We start from the raw sequence: 20,669 nt of genomic DNA, 5'->3' as shown, positions 1-20,669 counted from the left end.
TCCCTCCTGAAGGAACACGGTTAAACATGTGGCAGGGGGCTTGCTCTCTTCCACATTTTGATTCGGTTTCATCAGTAAGTCCGTCCTCAATAAACATAAAAAGAGGCACTTCCCATGCACCCTGAATCCCTCACCGGACAGGCTTCTTTAGTCACGCCTAGCCGAAAGCGCTTCTTCATCATGGTGCTGCTGTTCATCACCGTGGTCATCAACTACCTCGACCGCAGCAACCTGTCGATTGCCGCCCCGGCGCTCACCAGCGAGTTGGGCATCGACCCGGTGCATGTCGGCCTGATTTTCTCGGCATTCGGCTGGACCTACGCTGCCATGCAGATCCCCGGCGGCTGGCTGGTCGACCGGGTGCCGCCGCGTATTCTCTACACCGCCGCCCTGCTGCTGTGGTCCATCGCCACCGTGATGCTGGGCTTTGCCGCCAGTTTCATCGCGCTGTTCGTGCTGCGCATGGCCGTCGGTGCGTTGGAGGCGCCGGCCTACCCGATCAACAGCCGCGTGGTCACTACCTGGTTTCCCGAGCGCGAGCGTGCGACGGCGATTGGCTTTTACACCTCGGGGCAATTCGTCGGGCTGGCGTTTCTCACGCCGGTGCTGGCGTGGCTGCAACATGAGTTCGGCTGGCACATGGTGTTTGTTACCACCGGCGGCGTCGGCATCCTGTGGGCGGTGATCTGGTACGCGGTGTACCGCGAGCCGAAGGACTTTAAAGGCGCCAACCAGGCTGAAATCCAGTTGATCCGCGACGGCGGCGGCCTGGTGGACATGCAGGCGCAAACCGCCAAGGCGCCGTTCAGTTGGGTGGACCTGGGTATCGTGCTGAGCAAGCGCAAACTCTGGGGTATCTACCTTGGGCAGTTCTGCCTGAACTCCACGCTGTGGTTTTTCCTGACGTGGTTTCCGACCTACCTGGTGAAGTATCGCGGCATGGACTTCATCAAGTCCGGCCTGCTGGCGTCGTTGCCGTTCCTGGCGGCGTTTGTCGGTGTGCTGTGTTCCGGGGTTTTTTCCGACTGGCTGATTCGCCGGGGCGCCTCGGTGGGCTTTGCGCGCAAGTTGCCGATCATTGGCGGGCTGTTGATTTCCACGGCGATCATCGGCGCCAACTACGTGGACTCGACGGCGTGGGTGATTGCGTTCCTGGCGGTGGCGTTCTTCGGGAACGGGCTGGCGTCGATTACCTGGTCGCTGGTATCGACCCTGGCACCGGCACGGTTGCTGGGCCTGACCGGCGGCGTGTTTAATTTCATCGGCAACCTGTCGGCGATTGCCACGCCGATCGTGATCGGCTTTCTGGCCAGCGGCGATTCGTTTGCGCCGGCGATCACCTACATCGCCGTGCTGGCGTTGTTGGGGGCGCTGTCCTACATATTGCTGGTGGGCAAGGTCGAGCGGATCAAGCTGGACCAATAAACGGCGGCGAGGGAGCAGGCTCCCTCGCCACGGCAAGCCTTACTTGCGTGCGTTGCGCACGCCTTCGGCCAGCGCCGCGCAATGGCTCAACACGCCATCAATCGCCTGCTGTTCGTTGCCGGCGTTGGCGATGTGATCGATCAGCGCCGAGCCCACCACCACGCCGTCGGCCAGGCGCGCGATGGCCGCCGCTTGTTCCAGCGTGCGGATACCAAAGCCGATGCTGATCGGCAGGTCGGTATGGCGGCGCAGGCGGGTCACGGCTTCTTCGACGTGTTCCAGGGTGGCGGCACCGGCGCCGGTCACACCGGCGACCGACACGTAGTACACAAAGCCGGAGCTGCCGTTGAGGACGGTCGGCAGACGCACGTCGTCGGTGGTCGGGGTGGTCAGGCGGATAAAGTCGATGCCGGCGGCCTGGGCCGGGTCGCACAGCTCGCCGTTGTGCTCGGGCGGCATGTCGACCACGATCAGGCCGTCGACGCCGGCCGCTTTGGCGTCAGCGATAAACGCCGGTACGCCGTATTTGTGGATCGGGTTGAAGTAGCCCATCAACACCAGCGGGGTGTCGTTGTTGTCTTTGCGGAACTCGCGGACCATCTGCAGGGTTTTCGCCAGGTTTTGCTTGGCTTCCAGCGCGCGGATGTTGGCGAGCTGGATGGCTGGGCCGTCGGCCATCGGGTCGGTGAAGGGCATGCCCAACTCGATCACGTCGGCGCCGGCGGCCGGCAAACCCTTGAGGATCGCCAGGGAGGCGTCGTACCCCGGGTCGCCGGCGGTAACGAAGGTCACCAGGGCGGCGCGGTTTTGTTCTTTAAGCTGGGCAAAGCGCGTTTGCAGGCGGCTCATCAGTGTTTCTCCTGCTTGGACTGTTCCATGTGGTGCATCACGGTCTGCATATCTTTGTCGCCACGGCCGGACAGGTTGACCACCATCAGGTGATCCTTGGGCAGGTTGGGTGCGCGTTTGAACACTTCGGCCAGGGCATGGGCGCTTTCCAGTGCAGGAATAATCCCTTCCAGGCGGCAGCATTTATGGAAGGCTTCCAGGGCTTCGTCATCGGTCACCGAGGTGTATTGGACGCGGCCGATATCATGCAACCAGGCGTGTTCCGGGCCGATACCTGGGTAATCGAGGCCGGCGGAAATCGAGTGGGCGTCGATGATCTGGCCATCGTCGTCTTGCAGCAGGAAGGTGCGGTTGCCGTGCAGCACGCCCGGTACGCCGCCGTTGAGGCTGGCGGCGTGCTTGCCGGTTTCGATGCCGTGGCCGGCGGCTTCAACGCCGATGATCTCTACGCTGGTGTCGTCCAGGAACGGGTGGAACAGGCCCATGGCGTTGGAACCGCCACCGATGCACGCCACCAGGCTGTCCGGCAGGCGGCCTTCCTGGGCTTGCAACTGAGTACGGGTTTCTTTGCCGATCACCGCCTGGAAGTCGCGCACCATCGCCGGGTACGGGTGCGGGCCGGCCACGGTGCCGATCAGGTAGAACGTGCTGTCGACGTTGGTCACCCAGTCACGCAGGGCTTCGTTCATTGCGTCCTTGAGGGTGCCGGTGCCGGCGACCACGGGGATCACTTCGGCGCCCAGCAGCTTCATGCGGAATACGTTGGCCTGTTGGCGCTCAATGTCGGTGGTGCCCATGTAGATCACGCATTGCAGGCCAAAGCGCGCCGCCACGGTGGCGGTGGCTACGCCGTGCATGCCGGCGCCGGTCTCGGCGATGATGCGTTTTTTGCCCATGCGCCGCGCCAGCAGGATCTGGCCGATGCAGTTGTTGATCTTGTGCGCGCCGGTGTGGTTGAGCTCTTCGCGCTTGAGGTAGATTTTGGCGCCACCACAGAACTCGGTCAGGCGCTCGGCGAAGTACAGCGGGCTCGGGCGACCTACGTAGTCGCGCTGGAAGTAGGCCAGCTCCTCGTTGAACGCCGGATCGATCTTGGCCGCTTCGTATTCGCGGGCCAGGTCGAGGATCAACGGCATCAGGGTTTCAGCGACATAACGGCCGCCAAACGCGCCAAACAGGCCGTTGGCGTCGGGGCCGTTGCGTAGATCGGTCTGGGACTGATTCATGGGACGCTCCAGGGAAGAAGGGGTGTAGGAAACAATGAGGGCCACTCTACCCCTGACGCGCAAGGGTGAAAACCGATAAGATCGCCGCAACCCGTCAGGAAAACTCACAGATGAGCCGCGACCTTCCCCCCTTAATGCCCTGCGTGCGTTTGAAGCCACCGCGCGGCTCAACAGCGTCAGCCAGGCTGCCGAGCAACTGCACGTGACCCACGGGGCAGTGAGCCGCCAGCTTAAAGTGCTGGAAGAACACCTGGGTGTCAGTCTGTTCAGCAAGGATGGGCGAGGCATTAAACTCACAGATGCCGGCGCTCGGCTGCGTGATGCCAGCTTCGAAGCGTTTGAGCGTTTAAGGGACGTGTGCGTTGAACTCACCCAACGCAGCGCGGATGCGCCGTTTGTGCTGGGTTGCTCGGGCAGTTTGCTGGCGCGCTGGCTGATCCCGCGCTTGGGCCGCTTGAACGCCGACCTGCCTGACTTGCGCCTGCACCTGTCGGCGGGCGATGGCGACCTGGACCCGCGCCGCCCTGGGCTGGACGCTTTGCTGGTCTTCGCCGAGCCGCCCTGGCCGACGGATATGCACGTGTATGAACTGGCCAGCGAGCGTATCGGCCCGGTGATGAGCCCGCGTTTTGCCGGTTATGAGCGCCTGCGCCGGGCGCCGGCATCAGCCTTGTGCGGCGAAGCGTTGTTGCACACCACCTCGCGCCCGCAGGCCTGGCCTATTTGGGCGCGGCAACACGATATGGCGCCCGATGCGTTGAAACACGGCCAGGGTTTTGAGCATTTGTATTATTTGCTGGAGGCAGCCGTCGCGGGCTTGGGCGTAGCAATTGCACCGCAGCCGCTGGTGGCAGAGGACCTGCGTGCGGGTCGCCTGGTGGCGCCGTGGGGTTTCAGTGAAACCCCGGCGCACCTGGCGCTGTGGCTGCCCAAGCGCGCCGCGGACGGGCGCGCTCGGCAGTTGGCGCAGTGGCTCAAGGCTGAGTTGATGCGCCAACCGACTTAGTCACCGCGTTTGCACAGCAGGTAAGCCGCCAGCAGGCCCAGCGCGCCAACAGCGACACCGGCTGTAGTCCATGGGTGCTCCTGGGCGTAGTCGCGAGTGGCAACGCCGGTTTCGCGGATTTTGACTTTGCTTTCTTCGTAGGCGTCGCTGATCAGGTGGCGCGAGTGCTTGAGGGCATTCTCGGCGTTGCTTTTCAAGGCCTTCAGGGTCTTGCGCGACTCATCGGACGCATCGTCCTTGAGGCTCTCAAGGGACTTGAGCAGGCTCGAAATCTCGGCTTCCATGCTTTCCAGCGATGCTTTGCGTAAAGAAGTATTGGCCATGTGGATCTCCTGAAGTGATTGAGTGGCGTGTGTAGATACCGACTCCAGCGGTCTCAGAAAGTGCAGTAAATCTGAACTTTCACGTAGGAACGGTCGCCAGAGGCAGTATGAGCTTTGACTGCTAGGCTTTATTGACGACCCTCAGGAGAAACGCTATGTCTGATCATCACACCTACAAGAAAGTCGAATTGGTCGGTTCCTCGACCACCAGCATCGAAGATGCGATCAACAATGCGATTGCCGAGGCCAACAAGAGCCTCAAGCATCTGGAATGGTTCGAAGTGACCGAAACCCGTGGCCATATCGAAAACGGTAAGGTCGCCCACTACCAAGTCACGCTCAAGGTGGGATTCCGAATTGCCAGCAGTTGATCCGCTGAGTTGAACTTGCTGGCTGGCCGATTGCCATAACCTGCGCTACAACGATGGGGCGCCGACACTCAGTGTGTCGGCATGTTGTTTTCTATCAGCGCAAGGAAAGTAACGGATGAAAAAGTTTCTGCTAGCGGTAGGTTTGTTGAGCGTTGCGGGCACGGCCCTGGCGGCGGGCAAGCCTTGTGAAGAGCTGAAAAGCGAGATTGCAGCGAAACTCGACGCCAAGGGCGTTTCGGGGTATTCGCTGGAAGCCGTGGACAAAGGCGCTGCTGCCGACGCAAAAGTGGTCGGTACCTGCGAAGGCGGCACCAAGGAAATCGTCTACAAGCGCGGTTGATCCGTGATGCAGACATAAAATCGACGCACTTGCCCACAGGTGCGTCGATTTTTTTCGCCTGGGGTTCAGCCCTTCATCAACTGCGCCAGCAGTTCGTAGGAATGAATCCGGTCGGCGTGTTCATACAGGTCGCAGGTAAAAATCAGCTCATCGGCGCCGGTTTGTTCGATCAGCACCTCCAGTTTGGCGCGGATCTTTGCCGGGCTGCCGACCATCGCCAGGCCGAGGAAGCTACCGACCGCGTCCTTTTCATGAGGCAACCATAAGCCGTCCATGGTGTTGACCGGCGGGCGCTGCACCAGGCTTTGGCCGCGCATCAGCGCGAGGATGCGCTGGTACACCGATGTAGCCAGGTAGTCGGCCTGCTCGTCGGTGTCGGCGGCCACCAGCGGAATACCGAGCATCACGTAGGGTTTATCCAGCACGGCCGAAGGCTTGAAGTGGTTGCGATACACGCGAATCGCCTCATGCATCAAGCGCGGTGCGAAATGCGAGGCAAAGGCGTAGGGCAAACCGCGCTCGCCGGCCAGCTGCGCACTGAACAGGCTGGAGCCCAGCAGCCACACCGGCACATTGGTGCCGGTGCCGGGCACGGCGATCACGCGTTGGTCCGGTGTGCGCGGGCCCAGGTAAGCCATTAGCTCGGCGACATCTTCGGGGAAATCATCGGCGCTGCCGGAGCGCTCGCGGCGCAGCGCGCGCGCGGTCATCTGGTCGGAACCGGGGGCGCGGCCCAGGCCCAGGTCGATGCGTCCGGGGTACAGGCTTTCCAGGGTGCCAAACTGCTCGGCGATGACCAACGGCGCATGGTTGGGCAACATCACACCGCCCGAGCCGACGCGAATCGTGGATGTGCCGCCGGCCAGATAGCCCAGCAACACCGAGGTGGCCGAGCTGGCGATGCCATCCATGTTGTGGTGCTCGGCTACCCAGAAACGGTTGTAGCCGAACTTTTCCACATGCTGGGCCAGGTCCAGAGAATTGCGCAACGATTGCGCCGGACTGCCGTTGGCCCGCACGGGCACCAGGTCGAGGGTCGAGAACTTCACGTCGGACAGCGATTTCATAAGCCTGCTTCTCCAAGGGGGCGCGCAGGCTTTTAAGACGAACCAAGACCTGCCGCTGCATGTGCATGTTCTATGCAATGAGGGCATATACCCGAGATTCAATAGCCGGCAGGAAAATTTCCTACTGAATTGCTAGGTCTCTCCTACAGGGTGAACTTTGCAAGCGCTTCTATCCTCAGAACTCTACTGACGCAAAACCACCGTTCGAGGAGACCGCTATGAGCATCGTTAAAAAAGCATCTGCGCACTGGGAAGGCGACCTGAAGACTGGCCTGGGTTCCATCTCCACCGAAACCGGCGTACTGCGCGAAGCGCCTTACGGGTTCAAGGCGCGTTTTGAAGGTGGCAAGGGCACCAACCCTGAAGAATTGATCGGTGCGGCCCACGCGGGCTGCTTCTCCATGGCTTTTTCCATGATTCTGGGTGATGCAGGGCTTAAAGCTGACAGCATCGACACCCAGGCTGAAGTAACGCTGGACCAAGTGGATGGCGGCTTCGCGATTACCGCCGTGCATTTGATTCTCAAGGCCAAGATCCCCGGCGCCAGCCAGGCGCAGTTCGATGAACTGAGCAAAAAGGCCAAGGAAGGGTGCCCGGTATCCAAGGTGCTGAATGCGACCATCACCCTGGATGGCACGCTGGTTAACTGACACGCTTTAATGTGGGAGGGAGCAAGCCCCCTCCCGCATTTTAATGCTGCGTTAAATCAGAACTCGCGTTTCCAAACTGTGGTCGAATAGCCATATGCAGCCTAGGCGCACACCCGTGCGCAGTGCATTCAGGGAGCTTCACACATGAAACGTTTTACCTTGGCTATCATCTGCGCTGTGTTGGCCACTTCGGCCGTGGCCGCTCCAAAAGACTGTGAAGAACTCAGGAAAGAGATTGAAGTGAAGATCCAGGCCAAGGCGATTCCGTCCTACACCCTGGAAATCATCACCGCCGAAGAAGCCAAGAACCACGACAGCGCCATGATCGTCGGCTCGTGTGAAAACGGCACCAAGCGCATCATCTACCAAAAAAACAACGACTGATCAGAGGCAGTTCACGCTGCGTTCTTCGGCCAACAACTGACGGGCTGAGCCATACAGCCGGATATTGGGCGTGAACGCCAGCGAGCGGCCCTCCAGCACATAGCGCCGGCCGGCCTGGAAGTGGTCGTATTGCAAGGTCATGAAGCAGGTACGGTATTGGAGCGAGCTAAGACCGCCAAGGCCTCCGCCAGTGGGCACCTCAAAGTCAAAGCGCACCATCAGTTCGTGGGCCCCGGGCGGCATTTGGAAATAACGCCCATCATCGAGATTTTTGCCATCCAGACGCTGCGCCATCACCATCTTGGCGCCCGGTGTCGGCGTGATGAAATCGACCCAGGCCTGTTGCGGGTCAGCGGGCGGCACAGAGGTGGACGTACAGGCGCTGATGAGCAGGGCGGCGAGGCAAAGCAAGAGCTGGCGCATGACAGGCACTCGGCGATAGGAAGAGTATTTTTGTGAGTATAACCACGAACCTATTACCTAGGAGCCGTCAGGGCATGGTCAGGCGTTTTCTTGCAGGGTCGATGGTTGTGCTGCTCAGCGGTTGCTCCAGCGTCAGTTACTACGGCCAACTGGCGGGCGGCCAATGGCAGCTTTTGCGGGCGCGGGAGCCGGTTACGAAGGTGATCGCCGACCCCTCGCGCGCGCAGCCGTTGCGTGATCATCTCGCTCAATCCCAGAAAGCACGTACCTTCGCCAGCGAACATCTGCACCTGCCCGACAACCAGAGTTACCGGCTGTATGCCGATATTGGTCGGCCCTACGTGGTGTGGAATGTCTTCGCCACGCAGGAATTTTCCCTGTCTGCCGAGAACCATTGCTTCCCCATCGCCGGATGCGTGGCCTATCGCGGCTACTACAACCAGGGCGCGGCACGGGGCGAGGCGGCGTTATTGCGCCAGCAGGGCATGGATGTATCAATTGGCGGTGTCGAGGCCTATTCCACGTTAGGTTGGTTCAACGACCCGATCATGAGCTCGATGATGAATTGGGGCGATGAACGCCTGGCCACACTGATCTTTCATGAGTTGGCCCACCAGCGCTTCTACGTGAAGGACGACACGGAGTTCAACGAGTCATTCGCCACTTTCGTCGAGCAGGAAGGCACTCGCCAATGGCGCGCCGCCCGTGGTTTGGCGCCTCAAAGCGACACGATGTTGAAACAGCGCGACCAGTTTATCCAGCTGATCCTCGACACTCGCAAACGCCTGGAAAAACTCTACGCCCAGCCCTTGGCAGCGGGTGTGATGCGCCAGGCCAAGGCCGCCGAATTTGAGCGGTTGCGCAGTGACTATCGCCAAGTGCGCGATAGCCAATGGGGTGGCGATAAACGTTATGACGCCTGGATCAACCAGCCGATGAACAACGCGCGGTTGTTGCCGTTCGGGCTCTATGACCAGTGGGTGCCGGCGTTTGCGGCGTTGTTCAGGTGCGAAGGAGGGGATTGGGTGAAGTTCTATGCCGCGGTTGAGAAGCTGGGCGGATTGCCGATCGCGCAGCGCAAAGCGGCGTTGAAACAGTTGGAAGGTATTGATTTATAGGTCCTCATCGGGGGCTTGCCCCCGATGAGGACCTCAAGGCCGCCGCAAAAAAGCCTGATGCATCTCAGCCAACGTCTCAAAATGCCACGTCGGCGCCTCAGCATTCAATTCCTCATAGCTGCCAAACCCATACCCCACCGCCGCGCAATCGAGCCCATTGCTGCGCGCACCGATCAGGTCATGCTTGCGATCACCGATCATCAAGGTGGTGGTGGGGTCCAGGCCTTCTTCGCTGATCAAATGCGCAATCAGCTCGACCTTGTTGGTGCGCGTGCCATCCAACTCGCTGCCGTAAATCACCTTGAAGTGCCTGGCAAAGTCGAAATGCCTGGCGATCTCGCGGGCAAACTCCCACGGCTTGGAGGTCGCCACGTACAAGTGGCGGCCCTGGCCGTTGAGTTCTTCCAGCAGCGGCAGCACGCCATCGAACACGCGGTTTTCATACAGCCCGGTGACCTTGAAGCGCTCGCGGTAGAAATTCACCGCTTCCCAGGCCTTGGTTTCATCGAAGCCGTAGAACTGCATGAAGGCCTGCAGCAACGGCGGGCCGATGAAGTGTTCGAGCTTGCCCAGGTCCGGTTCATCGATGCCCAGTTTGCCGAGGGCGTACTGGATCGAGCGGGTGATGCCCTCGCGAGGATCGGTGAGGGTGCCGTCCAGGTCGAACAGGACGGTTTGGTAAGGCAGGCTCATTGGTCGAACCCCTGGGCCAGGTGCAGGTCTTTGAGCTTCACATAGTTCGCGGCGCTGTAGGTGAAAAAGGCGCGCTCTTTGTCAGTCAGCGCGCGGACTTGTTTAACCGGGCTGCCCACATACAAAAAGCCGCTGTCGAGTTTCTTGCCCGGTGGCACCAGGCTGCCGGCGCCAATGATCACGTCGTCTTGCACCACCGCGCCGTCCATCACGATGCTGCCCATGCCGATCAGGATGCGGTTGCCCACGGTGCAGCCATGCAGCATGACCTTGTGGGCGATGGTCACGTCGTCGCCGATCAGCAGGGGGAAACCATCAGGATTGAACGGCCCGGCGTGAGTAATGTGCAGCACGCAGCCGTCCTGGACGCTGGTGCGCTCACCGATGCGGATGCGGTGCATGTCGCCGCGAATCACGGTCAATGGCCAAACGGAGCTGTCGGTGCCGATTTCGACATCGCCGATCACCACCGCCGAAGCATCGACAAACGCCCCGGCGCCCAGGGTTGGCGTGTGGTTCTGATAGGTGCGAAGGGTCACGATAGGCTCTCTCTCTTCTGCTGATAGCTGCGGTGGGCGTTGATTGTAATTAAGATGGCCCCATCTTTGTCTTACCTGTTTCTTCAGCCAAGGTGCCAACCGTGAGCGCGAACAACCCTCTTCTGCAGTCCTACGACCTGCCGCCCTTCTCGGCGATCCGTGCCGAGCACGTCCAACCGGCCATCGAACAGATCCTCGCCGAAAACCGCGTGGCCATCGAAGGCATCCTGCAACGCCAGGGTAAAAATCCTACCTGGGCCGACCTGGTGCTGGCCATGGACGAACTCAATGACCGCCTGGGCGCCGCCTGGAGCCCGGTCAGCCACCTCAACGCCGTGTGCAACAGTGCCGAACTGCGTGAAGCCTACGAGGCGTGTCTGCCTGCATTGAGCGCCTACTCCACCGAGATGGGCCAGAACCGCCAGTTGTTCCAGGCCTTCGAAGCCCTGGCCAACAGCCCTGAAGCCGCCGGTTTCGATGTGGCGCAAAAAACCATCCTTGAGCACTCCCTGCGTGATTTCCGCTTGTCGGGTATCGACCTGCCGCCGGAGCAGCAAAAGCGCTACGCCGAAGTGCAGAGCAAACTCTCCGAGCTGGGCAGCAAGTTTTCCAACCAACTGTTGGACGCCACCCAAGCCTGGACCAAGCACGTCACCGATGAAGCCACCCTCGCCGGCCTGACCGACTCGGCCAAGGCGCAAATGGCCGCCGCTGCACAGGCCAAGGGCCTCGATGGCTGGCTGATCACCCTGGAATTCCCCAGCTACTACGCGGTGATGACCTACGCCCAGGACCGCGCCCTGCGTGAAGAAATCTACGCCGCCTACTGCACTCGTGCGTCGGACCAAGGCCCGAATGCCGGTCAGAACGATAACGGCCCTGTGATGGAGCAGATCCTCGACCTGCGTCAGGAATTGGCCCAACTGCTCGGTTTCGCTTCCTTCGCCGAGCTGAGCCTGGCCACCAAGATGGCCGAATCCAGCGATCAGGTGCTGAGTTTCCTACGTGACCTGGCCAAGCGCAGCAAGCCGTTTGCCGCTCAGGATCTGCAACAGCTCAAGGCTTACGCCGCTGAACAAGGCTGTGCCGACCTGCAAAGCTGGGACAGCGGTTTTTACGGTGAAAAACTGCGTGAGCAGCGCTACAGCGTGTCCCAGGAAGCGTTGCGCGCCTACTTCCCGATCGACAAGGTGCTGGGCGGCCTGTTTGCCATTGTGCAGCGCCTGTACGGCATCGAGATCGCCGAGCAAAAAGGCTTCGACACCTGGCACCCGGATGTTCGTCTGTTTGAAATCAAGGAAAATGGCGAGCACGTCGGGCGCTTCTTCTTCGATCTGTACGCCCGCGCCAACAAGCGCGGTGGCGCCTGGATGGACGGCGCCCGTGACCGTCGCCGCACCGTCGACGGCGTGCTGCAAAGCCCGGTGGCCAACCTGGTGTGCAACTTCACGCCGGCCGACAGCGGCAAACCTGCCCTGCTGACCCACGACGAAGTCACCACCCTGTTCCACGAATTCGGCCACGGCCTGCATCACCTGCTGACCCGCGTCGAACACGCCGGCGTGTCCGGCATCAACGGCGTGGCGTGGGATGCGGTGGAGTTGCCGAGCCAGTTCATGGAGAACTGGTGCTGGGAGCCGGAAGGTCTGGCGTTGATCTCCGGCCACTATGAAACCGGTGAGCCTCTGCCTCAGGACCTGCTGCAAAAAATGCTCGCGGCGAAGAATTTCCAGTCCGGCCTGATGATGGTGCGCCAGCTGGAGTTTTCGCTGTTCGACTTTGAAATGCACGCCACCCATGGCGATGGCCGCAGTGTGGCGCAGGTGCTCGAAGGCGTGCGTGACGAGGTGTCGGTGATGCGTCCGCCGGCCTACAACCGTTTCCCCAACAGCTTTGCGCACATCTTTGCCGGTGGTTACGCGGCGGGGTACTACAGCTACAAGTGGGCCGAAGTACTCTCGGCGGATGCCTTTTCCAAATTCGAGGAAGACGGCGTGCTCAATGCAGACACCGGTCGCGCCTTTCGCGAAGCGATCCTGGCGCGCGGCGGTTCCCAGGCGCCGATGGTGCTGTTCGTCGACTTCCGCGGACGCGAGCCGTCGATTGACGCACTCTTGCGCCATAGCGGCCTGAGTGAGGACGCGGCAGCATGAGCGAAGGGCCTGTGATCACCAAGAAGCAATTTATCGCCGGGGCGGTATGCCCGGCGTGCAGCGAACCGGACAAGCTGAAGATGTGGACCGAAGACAGCGTGCCGCACCGCGAGTGTGTGGCCTGCGGGTATACCGATACCTTGAATGACCAAGGGTTGTCGGTGCCCAAGGAGCTGGGTACGCGGGTCAATACCTCGGCACTGAAAGCGCCGGCCGACCCTAAGGTTCAGGCGGTGCAATTCTTCCCGAACCCGAAGCTTAAAAAAGACTAAAGGCCTTACGCAGGCCAATGTGGGAGGGGGCTTGCCCCCGATGGCGCAAGGTCAGCCAGCCTCGGTATAGGCTGACTCACCGCCATCGGGAGCAAGCCCCCTCCCACTTTTTTGCGCGTTGAAACCATTTCCCAATGCTTAGCCTGCTATCCTTTGTAACCATTGATTGCCAAAAATAGACGAGCCGTTCTCCAGAAACGGCCGAATAAACCCGTGACCCCATGATGAGGTGCCCCCATGTCTGATCAAGATCAAGACAACCCCCGGCGTGACTTTTTGCGCAAATCCTTGACCTTGATCCCGGTGGTCACGGTTGCCAGCACTGGCCTTGGCGGCTCCATGCTGATGGCGGCACCTGAACCTGCGCAGGCCGCGCCAGCCCAGCCTGCTGCGAGTGACAAGGCCTACGAACCGACCTATTTCACGGCCGAGGAATGGGCGTTTATCAACGCCGCCGTCGAGCGCCTGATCCCGGCCGATGCCCAAGGCCCTGGTGCGCTGGAAGCGGGCGCGCCGGAGTACATCGACCGCCAGATGAACACGCCGTATGCCAGTGGTGCGTTGTGGTTCATGCAAGGCCCGTTCAACGCCGACGCGGCGCCGGAGATGGGCTGGCAGAGCAAATTGGTACCCAAAGAGATCTACCGCCTGGGCATTGCCGCTACGGATGCTTGGTCCAAAGCGTTCAACGGTAAAGCTTTCGCTGAGCAAGACAGCGCTACCCGAGACGATATGTTGCGTCGCCTGGAGGCGGGCGGCAACGAACTGACCGCGCATTTTGACGCGGTGCCGCCGAAAATGTTCTTCAACCTGTTGCTGCAAAACACCAAGGAAGGGTTCTTTTGCGACCCGATCCACGGTGGCAACAAGGGCATGGTCGGCTGGACCATGATCGGCTTCCCCGGCGCCCGCGCCGACTTTATGGATTGGGTAGAGCGCAACGAGCAATACCCTTTCCCGGCCGTTTCCATGCGCGGCGAGAGGGCATAAACGTGGCGACCATCATGAAAAAAGTAGACGCGGTGATCGTCGGTTTTGGCTGGACCGGCGCGATCATGGCCAAGGAACTGACAGAAGCAGGCCTCAACGTGCTGGCGCTGGAGCGCGGGCCGATGCAGGACACCTACCCTGACGGCAACTACCCGCAGGTCATCGACGAATTGACCTACAGCGTGCGCAAGAAACTCTTCCAGGACATTTCCAAAGAGACCGTGACTATTCGCCATAGCGTGAATGACGTTGCCCTGCCCAATCGTCAGCTTGGCGCGTTTTTACCGGGCAATGGCGTCGGTGGCGCGGGCCTGCATTGGTCCGGGGTGCATTTTCGTGTCGATCCGATGGAGCTGCGCATGCGCAGCCATTACGAAGAGCGCTACGGGAAAAATTTTATTCCCAAGGACATGACCATCCAGGATTTCGGTGTCAGTTATGAGGAGCTGGAGCCGTTCTTCGACTATGCAGAAAAGGTCTTCGGCACCTCCGGCCAGGCCTGGACGGTGAAAGGGCAACTGGTGGGTGAAGGCCGTGGCGGCAACCCCTACGCGCCGGACCGTTCCAACCCGTTTCCACTGGCATCGCAGAAAAACACCGTCTCCGCGCAGCTGTTTCAGAAAGCGGCGGCCGAGGTTGGCTACAAACCCTACAACCTGCCGTCCGCCAATACTTCAGGGCCGTACACCAACCCCTACGGCGCGCAGATGGGGCCGTGCAACTTCTGCGGTTTTTGCAGTGGCTACGTGTGCTACATGTATTCCAAGGCGTCGCCGAACGTGAACATTTTGCCGGCGTTGCGCCAGGTGCCCAATTTTGAACTGCGGCCCAATAGCCACGTGCTCAAGGTCAACCTCGACAGCACCGGCAAAAAAGCCACCGGCGTGACCTATGTAGACGCCCAGGGCCGTGAAGTCGAGCAACCGGCTGACTTGGTGATCCTCGGCGCGTTCCAGTTCCACAATGTGCGCCTCATGCTGCTGTCGGGCATCGGCAAGCCGTACGACCCGATCACCAATGAGGGCGTGGTGGGTAGGAACTTCGCTTACCAGAATATGGCGACCATCAAGGCGTTCTTCGACAAGGACACCCACACCAACAATTTCATCGGTGCCGGCGGCAATGGCGTGGCCATCGATGACTTCAACGCGGATAACTTCGACCACGGGCCCCATGGCTTCGTGGGCGGCTCGCCGATGTGGGTCAACCAGGCCGGCAGCCGACCGATCGCCGGTACGTCAAACCCGCCGGGCACCCCAGCCTGGGGCAGTGCGTGGAAGCGCGCCACCGCCGATTACTACACCCATCAGGTGTCGATGGATGCCCACGGTGCGCATCAATCCTACCGGGGTAATTACCTGGATCTGGACCCGGTCTACCGCGATGCCTACGGCCTGCCGTTGTTGCGGATGACGTTCGACTGGCAAGAAAACGACATCAAGATGAACCGCTTCATGGTCGAGAAGATGGGCAAGGTTGCGCAAGCGATGAACCCCAAGGCCATCGCCGTGATCGGCAAAAAGGTCGGTGAGCACTTCAACACCGCGTCGTACCAGACCACCCACCTCAACGGCGGAGCGATCATGGGCACCGACCCGAAGACCAGCGCGTTGAACCGCTACCTGCAGAGCTGGGATGTACACAACGTGTTTGTCCCAGGTGCGTCCGCTTTCCCACAGGGCCTTGGCTATAACCCTACTGGCCTGGTGGCGGCGCTGACCTACTGGTCGGCGCGGGCGATTCGCGAGCAGTACCTGAAGAACCCCGGCCCACTGGTTCAGGCATAAGGAGCGATGACCATGAAAGCATTCGTTATCGCCTCTTTGGCACTGTTCAGCAGCTGTTCGGTAAGCGCGGCCGAGGCCGACCTGATCAAGCAGGGCGAATACCTGGCCCGCGCGGGTGACTGCGTGGCTTGCCACACCGCCAAGGGCGGCAAGCCCTTTGCCGGTGGCCTGCCGATGGAAACCCCGATCGGCGTGATCTATTCCACCAACATCACCCCGGACAGGAGCGGCCTGGGCGACTACAGCTTCGAAGACTTCGATAAGGCCGTGCGCCATGGCGTCGCCAAGAGCGGTAGTACGCTTTACCCGGCGATGCCCTACCCGTCTTACGCGCGTGTCAGCGACAGCGATATGCAGGCGTTGTATGCGTACTTCATGAAGGGCGTGGAACCGGTTGCGCAGGAGAACAAGAGCAGTGACATCCCTTGGCCCCTGAGCATGCGTTGGCCATTGGCGGCGTGGCGCTGGATGTTTGCGCCTGAGGTAGCGGAAAAACCGGCGGCGGCGGACGTCGACCCGGTGATCAGTCGTGGCGCTTACCTCGTGGAAGGCCTGGGCCATTGCGGCGCGTGCCACACACCGCGCGCCCTGACCATGCAGGAAAAAGCTCTGAGCGCCACGGACGGCAGTGCATTCTTGTCCGGCAGCGCGCCGCTGGAAGGCTGGATCGCCAAAAACCTGCGTGGCGACCATAAGGACGGCCTCGGCAGCTGGAACGAAGACCAGTTGGTGCAATTTCTCAAGACCGGTCGCAGTGATCGCAGCGCGGTGTTTGGCGGCATGAGTGACGTGGTTGTCCACAGCTTGCAATACATGTCGGAAGAAGACCTGACCGCTGTCGCCCGTTACCTCAAGAGCCTGCCGGCAGTGGATCCCGACGATCAACCGCATCAGTACGACAAACAGGTGGCCGAGGCCCTGTGGAAGGGCGACGACAGCAAGCCGGGCGCGTCGGTGTATATCGACAACTGCGCGGCTTGCCATCGCACCGATGGCCATGGCTACACCCGCGTATTCCCGGCGCTGGCGGGCAACCCGGTGTTGCAGACGGCGGATGCGACCTCGTTGATCAACATCGTGTTGAACGGCGGCACCTTGCCTGCCACCCACACGGCGCCGTCCACGTTCACCATGCCGGCGTTCGCCTGGCGTCTGTCGGACCAGGAAGTAGCGGATGTAGTCAGTTTTATCCGTGGCAGTTGGGGCAATAAAGGCGCGCCGGTCAGCGCAAGCGAGGTGGCCGACCTGCGCAAGCACGACATGCAGACTACCTCGGGCGATGACCTGGGCCAGGTCACACAAAAGCACTGACCGCCAAACGGCACTGGTCAGAAATCGTGCGCCTCGATACTGTATATAAAAACAGTATCGAGGCGCTTTATGTCTACTCCGCTGCCGCCCCGTGGCCGGGGCACCGCCACTAACCTGCACAATCGCTTTGCGCCCACGGTCAGCGTGGCCGAGGACGACGGCTGGTACCAGGAAGTGCCACCCACCCAGGGCACCGAAGTGCGCATCGAAACGGCCAAGACCATCATCACCCGCAACAACTCGCCGGATTTGCCGTTCGACCGTTCGATCAACCCTTATCGCGGTTGCGAGCATGGCTGTATCTACTGTTATGCACGGCCCAGCCATGCCTATTGGGACATGTCGCCAGGGCTGGATTTCGAAACCAAACTGATCGCCAAGAGCAACGCCGCCGATGTGCTGGAACAGCAGCTGTCCAAGCCGGGCTACGTATGCGCGCCGATCAACCTGGGTTCCAACACCGATCCGTACCAGCCTATCGAGCGTGAATACAGGATCACCCGGCAAACCCTCGAAGTGCTGCTGCGTTACCGGCACCCGGTGACCATCATCACCAAGGGCTCGCTGATCCTGCGCGACCTCGACCTGCTCACTGAGCTGGCGCGGCAACGGCTGGTGGCGGTGATGATCAGCCTTACCAGCCTGGATGATGAGCTCAAGCGCATCCTGGAGCCGCGTACGGCGGCGCCAAAGGCAAGGTTGCGCGCGATCCGGGTAATGCGCGAGGCGGGTATCCCGGTGGGTGTGCTGTGCTCTCCGATGATTCCGATGATCAACGACAGCGAGCTGGAAAGCCTGCTGACTGAAGCCCATGCCGCCGGTGCGCAAAGCGCGGCCTACATGATGCTGCGCCTGCCGCTGGAGGTGGCGCCGCTGTTCGAGGAGTGGCTGGCGGCGCATTATCCGCAGCGTGCGGCCCATGTGATGAGCCTGGTGCGGCAGGTACGCGGTGGCGAGGTATACGACAGCCGCTTCGGCGTGCGCATGCGTGGCGAAGGGCCCTTTGCCGATCTGTTGGCGCAGCGCTTCAGCAAGGCGATCAAGCGCCTGGGGCTCAATCGTCGGGAGGGTTTCAACCTGGACTGTACGGCGTTCTGCCCGCCGGGCAGGCAGATGGCATTGTTGTAGACTGCTGTGCGGGAACGCACCGTTCCTGTCGCGATGGTCGCGTTTTGATATCACTGAAACCCGCGATCTAGAGCGGTTCATTCAGTTTGAGTTAAGTTTCGACGGTTACCTTGTTCCGCGAGTGACTGATGAGTCGGCATTCGGGTCTTTGGAGTTTTACAACTATTCCACTGGCTGAGCGTCGAACTGTCCTGAACACTCCCCCTGCATTAATCAAGAGGATGAATCATGAGTGACCAGGATAAACAGCCGTTGGCTGCGTCGGCTTCAGCCCCTCAGGTGGCGGAAACTGCCGATGCAGCGCTGCAACACATTGTTGACGGCTTTTTGCATTTCCATCACGACGTCTTCCCTCAGCAGGAAGAACTCTTCAAGAAACTCGCCACGGCGCAGAGCCCACGGGCGATGTTCATCACCTGCGCCGACTCGCGCATCGTGCCCGAGCTGATCACCCAAAGCTCCCCTGGCGACCTGTTCGTGACCCGTAACGTCGGCAATGTGGTGCCGCCCTACGGCCAGATGAACGGGGGTGTTTCCACCGCCATCGAGTACGCGGTACTCGCCCTGGGTGTGCAGCACATCATCGTCTGCGGGCACTCCGATTGCGGCGCCATGCGCGCGGTACTCAACCCCGACAGCCTGGAAAAGATGCCGACGGTCAAAGCCTGGTTGCGTCATGCCGAGGTCGCCAAGGCCATGGTTCATGACAACTGTGACTGCGCCAACGAAGGCGAGAGCATGAAGGTGCTGACCGAAGAAAACGTCATCGCCCAGCTGCAACACTTGCGCACCCACCCTTCCGTGGCGTCACGCATGGCCAATGGTCATTTGTTTATCCATGGCTGGATCTACAACATCGAGACCAGTGAAATCCGGGCCTACGATGCTGACAAGGCGGCGTTCCGACCGCTGAACGGCACCGAGCCGATTCCTTCAGCGACGCCTAAAGCGCGCTTCTAAAACACTTCCCTGCCGGGTAATGCGGTGGCTGCCATGGATGCAGCCAGGCTTTACCGCGCCCGGCGAATGCCTCGGGAGAGTCATCATGCGTGCTGCTCAATTGAAAGCTGTACTGCCACGGGAGCTGCTCGCCTCGGTGGTTGTGTTTCTGGTCGCCCTGCCGCTGTGCATGGGAATCGCCATCGCATCCGGCATGCCGCCTGCCAAAGGCTTGATAACCGGAATTATCGGTGGCCTGGTGGTGGGCTGGCTGGCGGGGTCGCCTTTGCAGGTCAGTGGGCCGGCGGCTGGCCTTGCGGTGTTGGTGTTCGAGTTGGTGCGCCAGCACGGCATGTCGATGCTCGGGCCGATCCTGCTGCTGGCGGGTTTCCTGCAATTGGTGGCAGGGCGTCTGCGCCTGGGTTGCTGGTTCCGCGTAACGGCGCCGGCGGTGGTGTACGGCATGCTGGCGGGGATCGGCGTACTGATTGTGCTCTCGCAGGTGCATGTGATGCTCGACGGCGCGCCCAAGCCGTCCGGGCTGGATAACCTGACGGGCTTCCCGGCGGCATTGGCCGAGGCCGTTCCCACCCTTGGCGGCGGGCTCGGCTGGCAGGCGGGCTTGTTGGGTTTGTCGACGATGCTGGTGATGTACCTGTGGGATAAATTGCGCCCACAGCGGTTGCGCTTCGTACCGGGTGCCCTGCTGGGCGTTGGCCTTGCAACCGTCACCAGCCTGGTGCTGGCGTTGCAGGTCAAGCGTGTGGACGTGCCGGAAAACCTCGCGGATGCCATCGACTGGCTACGTCCCAGCGACTTGTTGAACCTGGCCGACCCGCAGCTGTTGATCGCCGCGTTCGCCGTGGCGTTTATCGCCAGCGCCGAAACCCTGCTCTCCGCCGCCGCTGTTGACCGCATGCACAGCGGCCAGCGTTCCGATTTCGATAAGGAATTGTCCGCGCAAGGTGTCGGCAATATGCTCTGTGGCCTGGTCGGCGCCCTGCCGATGACCGGCGTGATCGTGCGCAGCTCGGCCAACGTCCAGGCGGGCGCCACGACGCGTTTGTCGGCGATGTTCCACGGCGTGTGGTTGTTGGGCTTTGTGTTGTTGCTGTCCAGCGTGCTGCAAAGCATTCCGGTGGCGAGCCTGGCCGGCGTGCTGGTGTACACCGGGATCAAGCTGGTCGATATCAAGGCGTTCAAAGCCTTGGGACGCTACGGGCGGATGCCGATGTTCACCTATGCGGCCACGGCGCTGGCAATCATCTTTACCGACCTGCTGACGGGCGTGCTGGTGGGCTTTGGCCTTACGTTGGTCAAGTTGGCGTTCAAGGCTTCACGCCTGAAAATCAGCCTCATCGACTTGCCTCAGGGCGGTGAGATGGAGCTGCGCCTGACCGGTGCCGCGACCTTCCTCAAAGTGCCGGCGTTGACCCAGGTGCTGTCGACAGTGCCTGCGGGTGCCACCGTGCATGTACCACTCAACAACCTGAGCTACATCGACCATTCCTGCCTGGAGTTGCTGGAGGAATGGGGGCGGGCCAATGCGGCGAAAGGCTCGAAGTTGGTGATTGAGGCGCGGGGGTTGAAGCGCAGGCTCGAAGGGCGGATTCGCACGACGACGGGGATCGGCTCGGCACCGTCCGTCACCTGACAAAACCGGCACAAAAAAATG

At 61.0% G+C, this 20,669-nt stretch carries 21 protein-coding genes and 1 pseudogene; 15 read left to right on the top strand and 7 right to left on the bottom strand.

From position 1 onward, the window contains the following. Nucleotides 1-114 precede the first annotated feature (114 nt). The gene (locus AB4O23_RS03915; protein ID WP_116078025.1) at nucleotides 115-1,425 is read left to right on the top strand and encodes an MFS transporter; all 1,311 of its coding nucleotides are present in this window, start codon (nucleotides 115-117) and stop codon (nucleotides 1,423-1,425) included. Nucleotides 1,426-1,464: 39 nt separating this feature from the next. Here AB4O23_RS03915 and trpA read toward each other — a convergent pair whose 3' ends face one another. Together trpA and trpB are read right to left on the bottom strand one after the other, a co-directional pair. Then, nucleotides 1,465-2,274 (bottom strand): tryptophan synthase subunit alpha, encoded by an 810-nt coding sequence (trpA, locus tag AB4O23_RS03910; protein ID WP_460062296.1) that lies wholly within the window; start codon nucleotides 2,272-2,274, stop codon nucleotides 1,465-1,467. Then, nucleotides 2,274-3,500, bottom strand: coding sequence for a tryptophan synthase subunit beta (gene trpB, locus AB4O23_RS03905; protein WP_068937957.1), 1,227 nt, complete (start codon nucleotides 3,498-3,500; stop codon nucleotides 2,274-2,276). The genes trpA and trpB overlap by 1 nt, the downstream gene beginning before the upstream one ends. Before the next feature lie 110 nt (nucleotides 3,501-3,610). Between trpB and AB4O23_RS03900 the strand changes: the two are divergent. Next, nucleotides 3,611-4,506 (top strand): annotated as a pseudogene (locus AB4O23_RS03900) (LysR family transcriptional regulator). On the opposite strand, the gene AB4O23_RS03895 reads toward AB4O23_RS03900, so the two are convergent. Beyond that, a complete protein-coding gene (locus AB4O23_RS03895; protein ID WP_003170746.1) occupies nucleotides 4,503-4,829 on the bottom strand; it encodes an ElaB/YgaM/YqjD family protein in 327 nt (108 codons plus the stop codon). The pseudogene AB4O23_RS03900 and the gene AB4O23_RS03895 overlap by 4 nt on opposite strands. A gap of 155 nt (nucleotides 4,830-4,984) precedes the next feature. On the opposite strand from AB4O23_RS03895, the gene AB4O23_RS03890 reads away from it, so the two are divergent. Both AB4O23_RS03890 and AB4O23_RS03885 read left to right on the top strand, forming a co-directional pair. Then, nucleotides 4,985-5,200, top strand: a complete 216-nt coding sequence (locus AB4O23_RS03890; RefSeq protein WP_003170747.1) for a dodecin — start codon at nucleotides 4,985-4,987, stop codon at nucleotides 5,198-5,200. Nucleotides 5,201-5,315: 115 nt separating this feature from the next. Then, nucleotides 5,316-5,540, top strand: coding sequence for a DUF1161 domain-containing protein (locus tag AB4O23_RS03885; protein WP_017528711.1), 225 nt, complete (start codon nucleotides 5,316-5,318; stop codon nucleotides 5,538-5,540). A 65-nt stretch (nucleotides 5,541-5,605) separates the two neighbouring features. On the opposite strand, the gene AB4O23_RS03880 is transcribed toward AB4O23_RS03885, so the two are convergent. Beyond that, a complete protein-coding gene (locus AB4O23_RS03880) occupies nucleotides 5,606-6,607 on the bottom strand; it encodes an LLM class flavin-dependent oxidoreductase (RefSeq protein ID WP_017528712.1) in 1,002 nt (333 codons plus the stop codon). 218 nt (nucleotides 6,608-6,825) lie between these two features. Between AB4O23_RS03880 and AB4O23_RS03875 the strand changes: the two genes are divergently transcribed. Both AB4O23_RS03875 and AB4O23_RS03870 read left to right on the top strand, forming a co-directional pair. Beyond that, entirely contained in the window at nucleotides 6,826-7,257 is a 432-nt protein-coding gene (locus tag AB4O23_RS03875) for an OsmC family protein (RefSeq protein WP_003170750.1), read from the top strand. Between the two features lie 144 nt (nucleotides 7,258-7,401). Then, nucleotides 7,402-7,641, top strand: a complete 240-nt coding sequence (locus AB4O23_RS03870) for a DUF1161 domain-containing protein (RefSeq protein WP_017528713.1) — start codon at nucleotides 7,402-7,404, stop codon at nucleotides 7,639-7,641. Here the strand turns inward: AB4O23_RS03870 and AB4O23_RS03865 are convergent, their stop codons facing one another. After that, nucleotides 7,642-8,064: a PA0061/PA0062 family lipoprotein gene (locus tag AB4O23_RS03865; RefSeq protein WP_116078023.1), complete on the bottom strand. Its 423-nt coding sequence runs from the start codon at nucleotides 8,062-8,064 to the stop codon at nucleotides 7,642-7,644. Nucleotides 8,065-8,138: 74 nt separating this feature from the next. Here AB4O23_RS03865 and AB4O23_RS03860 point away from each other — a divergent pair, with 74 nt between their 5' ends. After that, a complete protein-coding gene (locus AB4O23_RS03860; protein ID WP_460062286.1) occupies nucleotides 8,139-9,182 on the top strand; it encodes an aminopeptidase in 1,044 nt (347 codons plus the stop codon). A 33-nt stretch (nucleotides 9,183-9,215) separates the two neighbouring features. Here the strand turns inward: AB4O23_RS03860 and AB4O23_RS03855 are convergent, their stop codons facing one another. Both AB4O23_RS03855 and AB4O23_RS03850 read right to left on the bottom strand, forming a co-directional pair. Further along, a complete protein-coding gene (locus tag AB4O23_RS03855; RefSeq protein ID WP_017528716.1) occupies nucleotides 9,216-9,875 on the bottom strand; it encodes an HAD family hydrolase in 660 nt (219 codons plus the stop codon). After that, on the bottom strand, nucleotides 9,872-10,414 hold the full coding sequence (locus AB4O23_RS03850) for a gamma carbonic anhydrase family protein (RefSeq protein ID WP_017528717.1): 543 nt from the start codon (nucleotides 10,412-10,414) through the stop codon (nucleotides 9,872-9,874). Before AB4O23_RS03850 ends, AB4O23_RS03855 begins: the two co-directional genes overlap by 4 nt. A gap of 101 nt (nucleotides 10,415-10,515) precedes the next feature. Between AB4O23_RS03850 and prlC the strand changes: the two genes are divergently transcribed. The 8 genes from prlC (at nucleotide 10,516) to AB4O23_RS03810 (ending at nucleotide 20,648) form a co-directional block, all read left to right on the top strand. Then, a complete protein-coding gene (prlC, locus tag AB4O23_RS03845) occupies nucleotides 10,516-12,567 on the top strand; it encodes an oligopeptidase A (protein ID WP_460062283.1) in 2,052 nt (683 codons plus the stop codon). Beyond that, nucleotides 12,564-12,839, top strand: coding sequence for a YheV family putative zinc ribbon protein (locus AB4O23_RS03840; RefSeq protein WP_017528719.1), 276 nt, complete (start codon nucleotides 12,564-12,566; stop codon nucleotides 12,837-12,839). The genes prlC and AB4O23_RS03840 overlap by 4 nt, the downstream gene beginning before the upstream one ends. Before the next feature lie 237 nt (nucleotides 12,840-13,076). After that, nucleotides 13,077-13,829, top strand: coding sequence for a gluconate 2-dehydrogenase subunit 3 family protein (locus AB4O23_RS03835; RefSeq protein ID WP_017528720.1), 753 nt, complete (start codon nucleotides 13,077-13,079; stop codon nucleotides 13,827-13,829). A gap of 2 nt (nucleotides 13,830-13,831) precedes the next feature. Beyond that, on the top strand, nucleotides 13,832-15,616 hold the full coding sequence (locus AB4O23_RS03830) for a GMC family oxidoreductase (RefSeq protein WP_017528721.1): 1,785 nt from the start codon (nucleotides 13,832-13,834) through the stop codon (nucleotides 15,614-15,616). Between the two features lie 12 nt (nucleotides 15,617-15,628). Then, on the top strand, nucleotides 15,629-16,927 hold the full coding sequence (locus AB4O23_RS03825; RefSeq protein ID WP_460062279.1) for a c-type cytochrome: 1,299 nt from the start codon (nucleotides 15,629-15,631) through the stop codon (nucleotides 16,925-16,927). 69 nt (nucleotides 16,928-16,996) lie between these two features. After that, nucleotides 16,997-18,055, top strand: a complete 1,059-nt coding sequence (locus AB4O23_RS03820) for a PA0069 family radical SAM protein (RefSeq protein ID WP_017528723.1) — start codon at nucleotides 16,997-16,999, stop codon at nucleotides 18,053-18,055. Nucleotides 18,056-18,283: 228 nt separating this feature from the next. Further along, the gene (locus AB4O23_RS03815) at nucleotides 18,284-19,015 is read left to right on the top strand and encodes a carbonic anhydrase (protein WP_017528724.1); all 732 of its coding nucleotides are present in this window, start codon (nucleotides 18,284-18,286) and stop codon (nucleotides 19,013-19,015) included. Between the two features lie 85 nt (nucleotides 19,016-19,100). After that, nucleotides 19,101-20,648 (top strand): SulP family inorganic anion transporter, encoded by a 1,548-nt coding sequence (locus AB4O23_RS03810; protein WP_065879195.1) that lies wholly within the window; start codon nucleotides 19,101-19,103, stop codon nucleotides 20,646-20,648. Nucleotides 20,649-20,669 lie beyond the last annotated feature (21 nt).

It is taken from the genome of Pseudomonas sp. H2_A10 (assembly GCF_054680085.1).
This window is presented reverse-complemented; position numbering and strand designations above follow the sequence as displayed.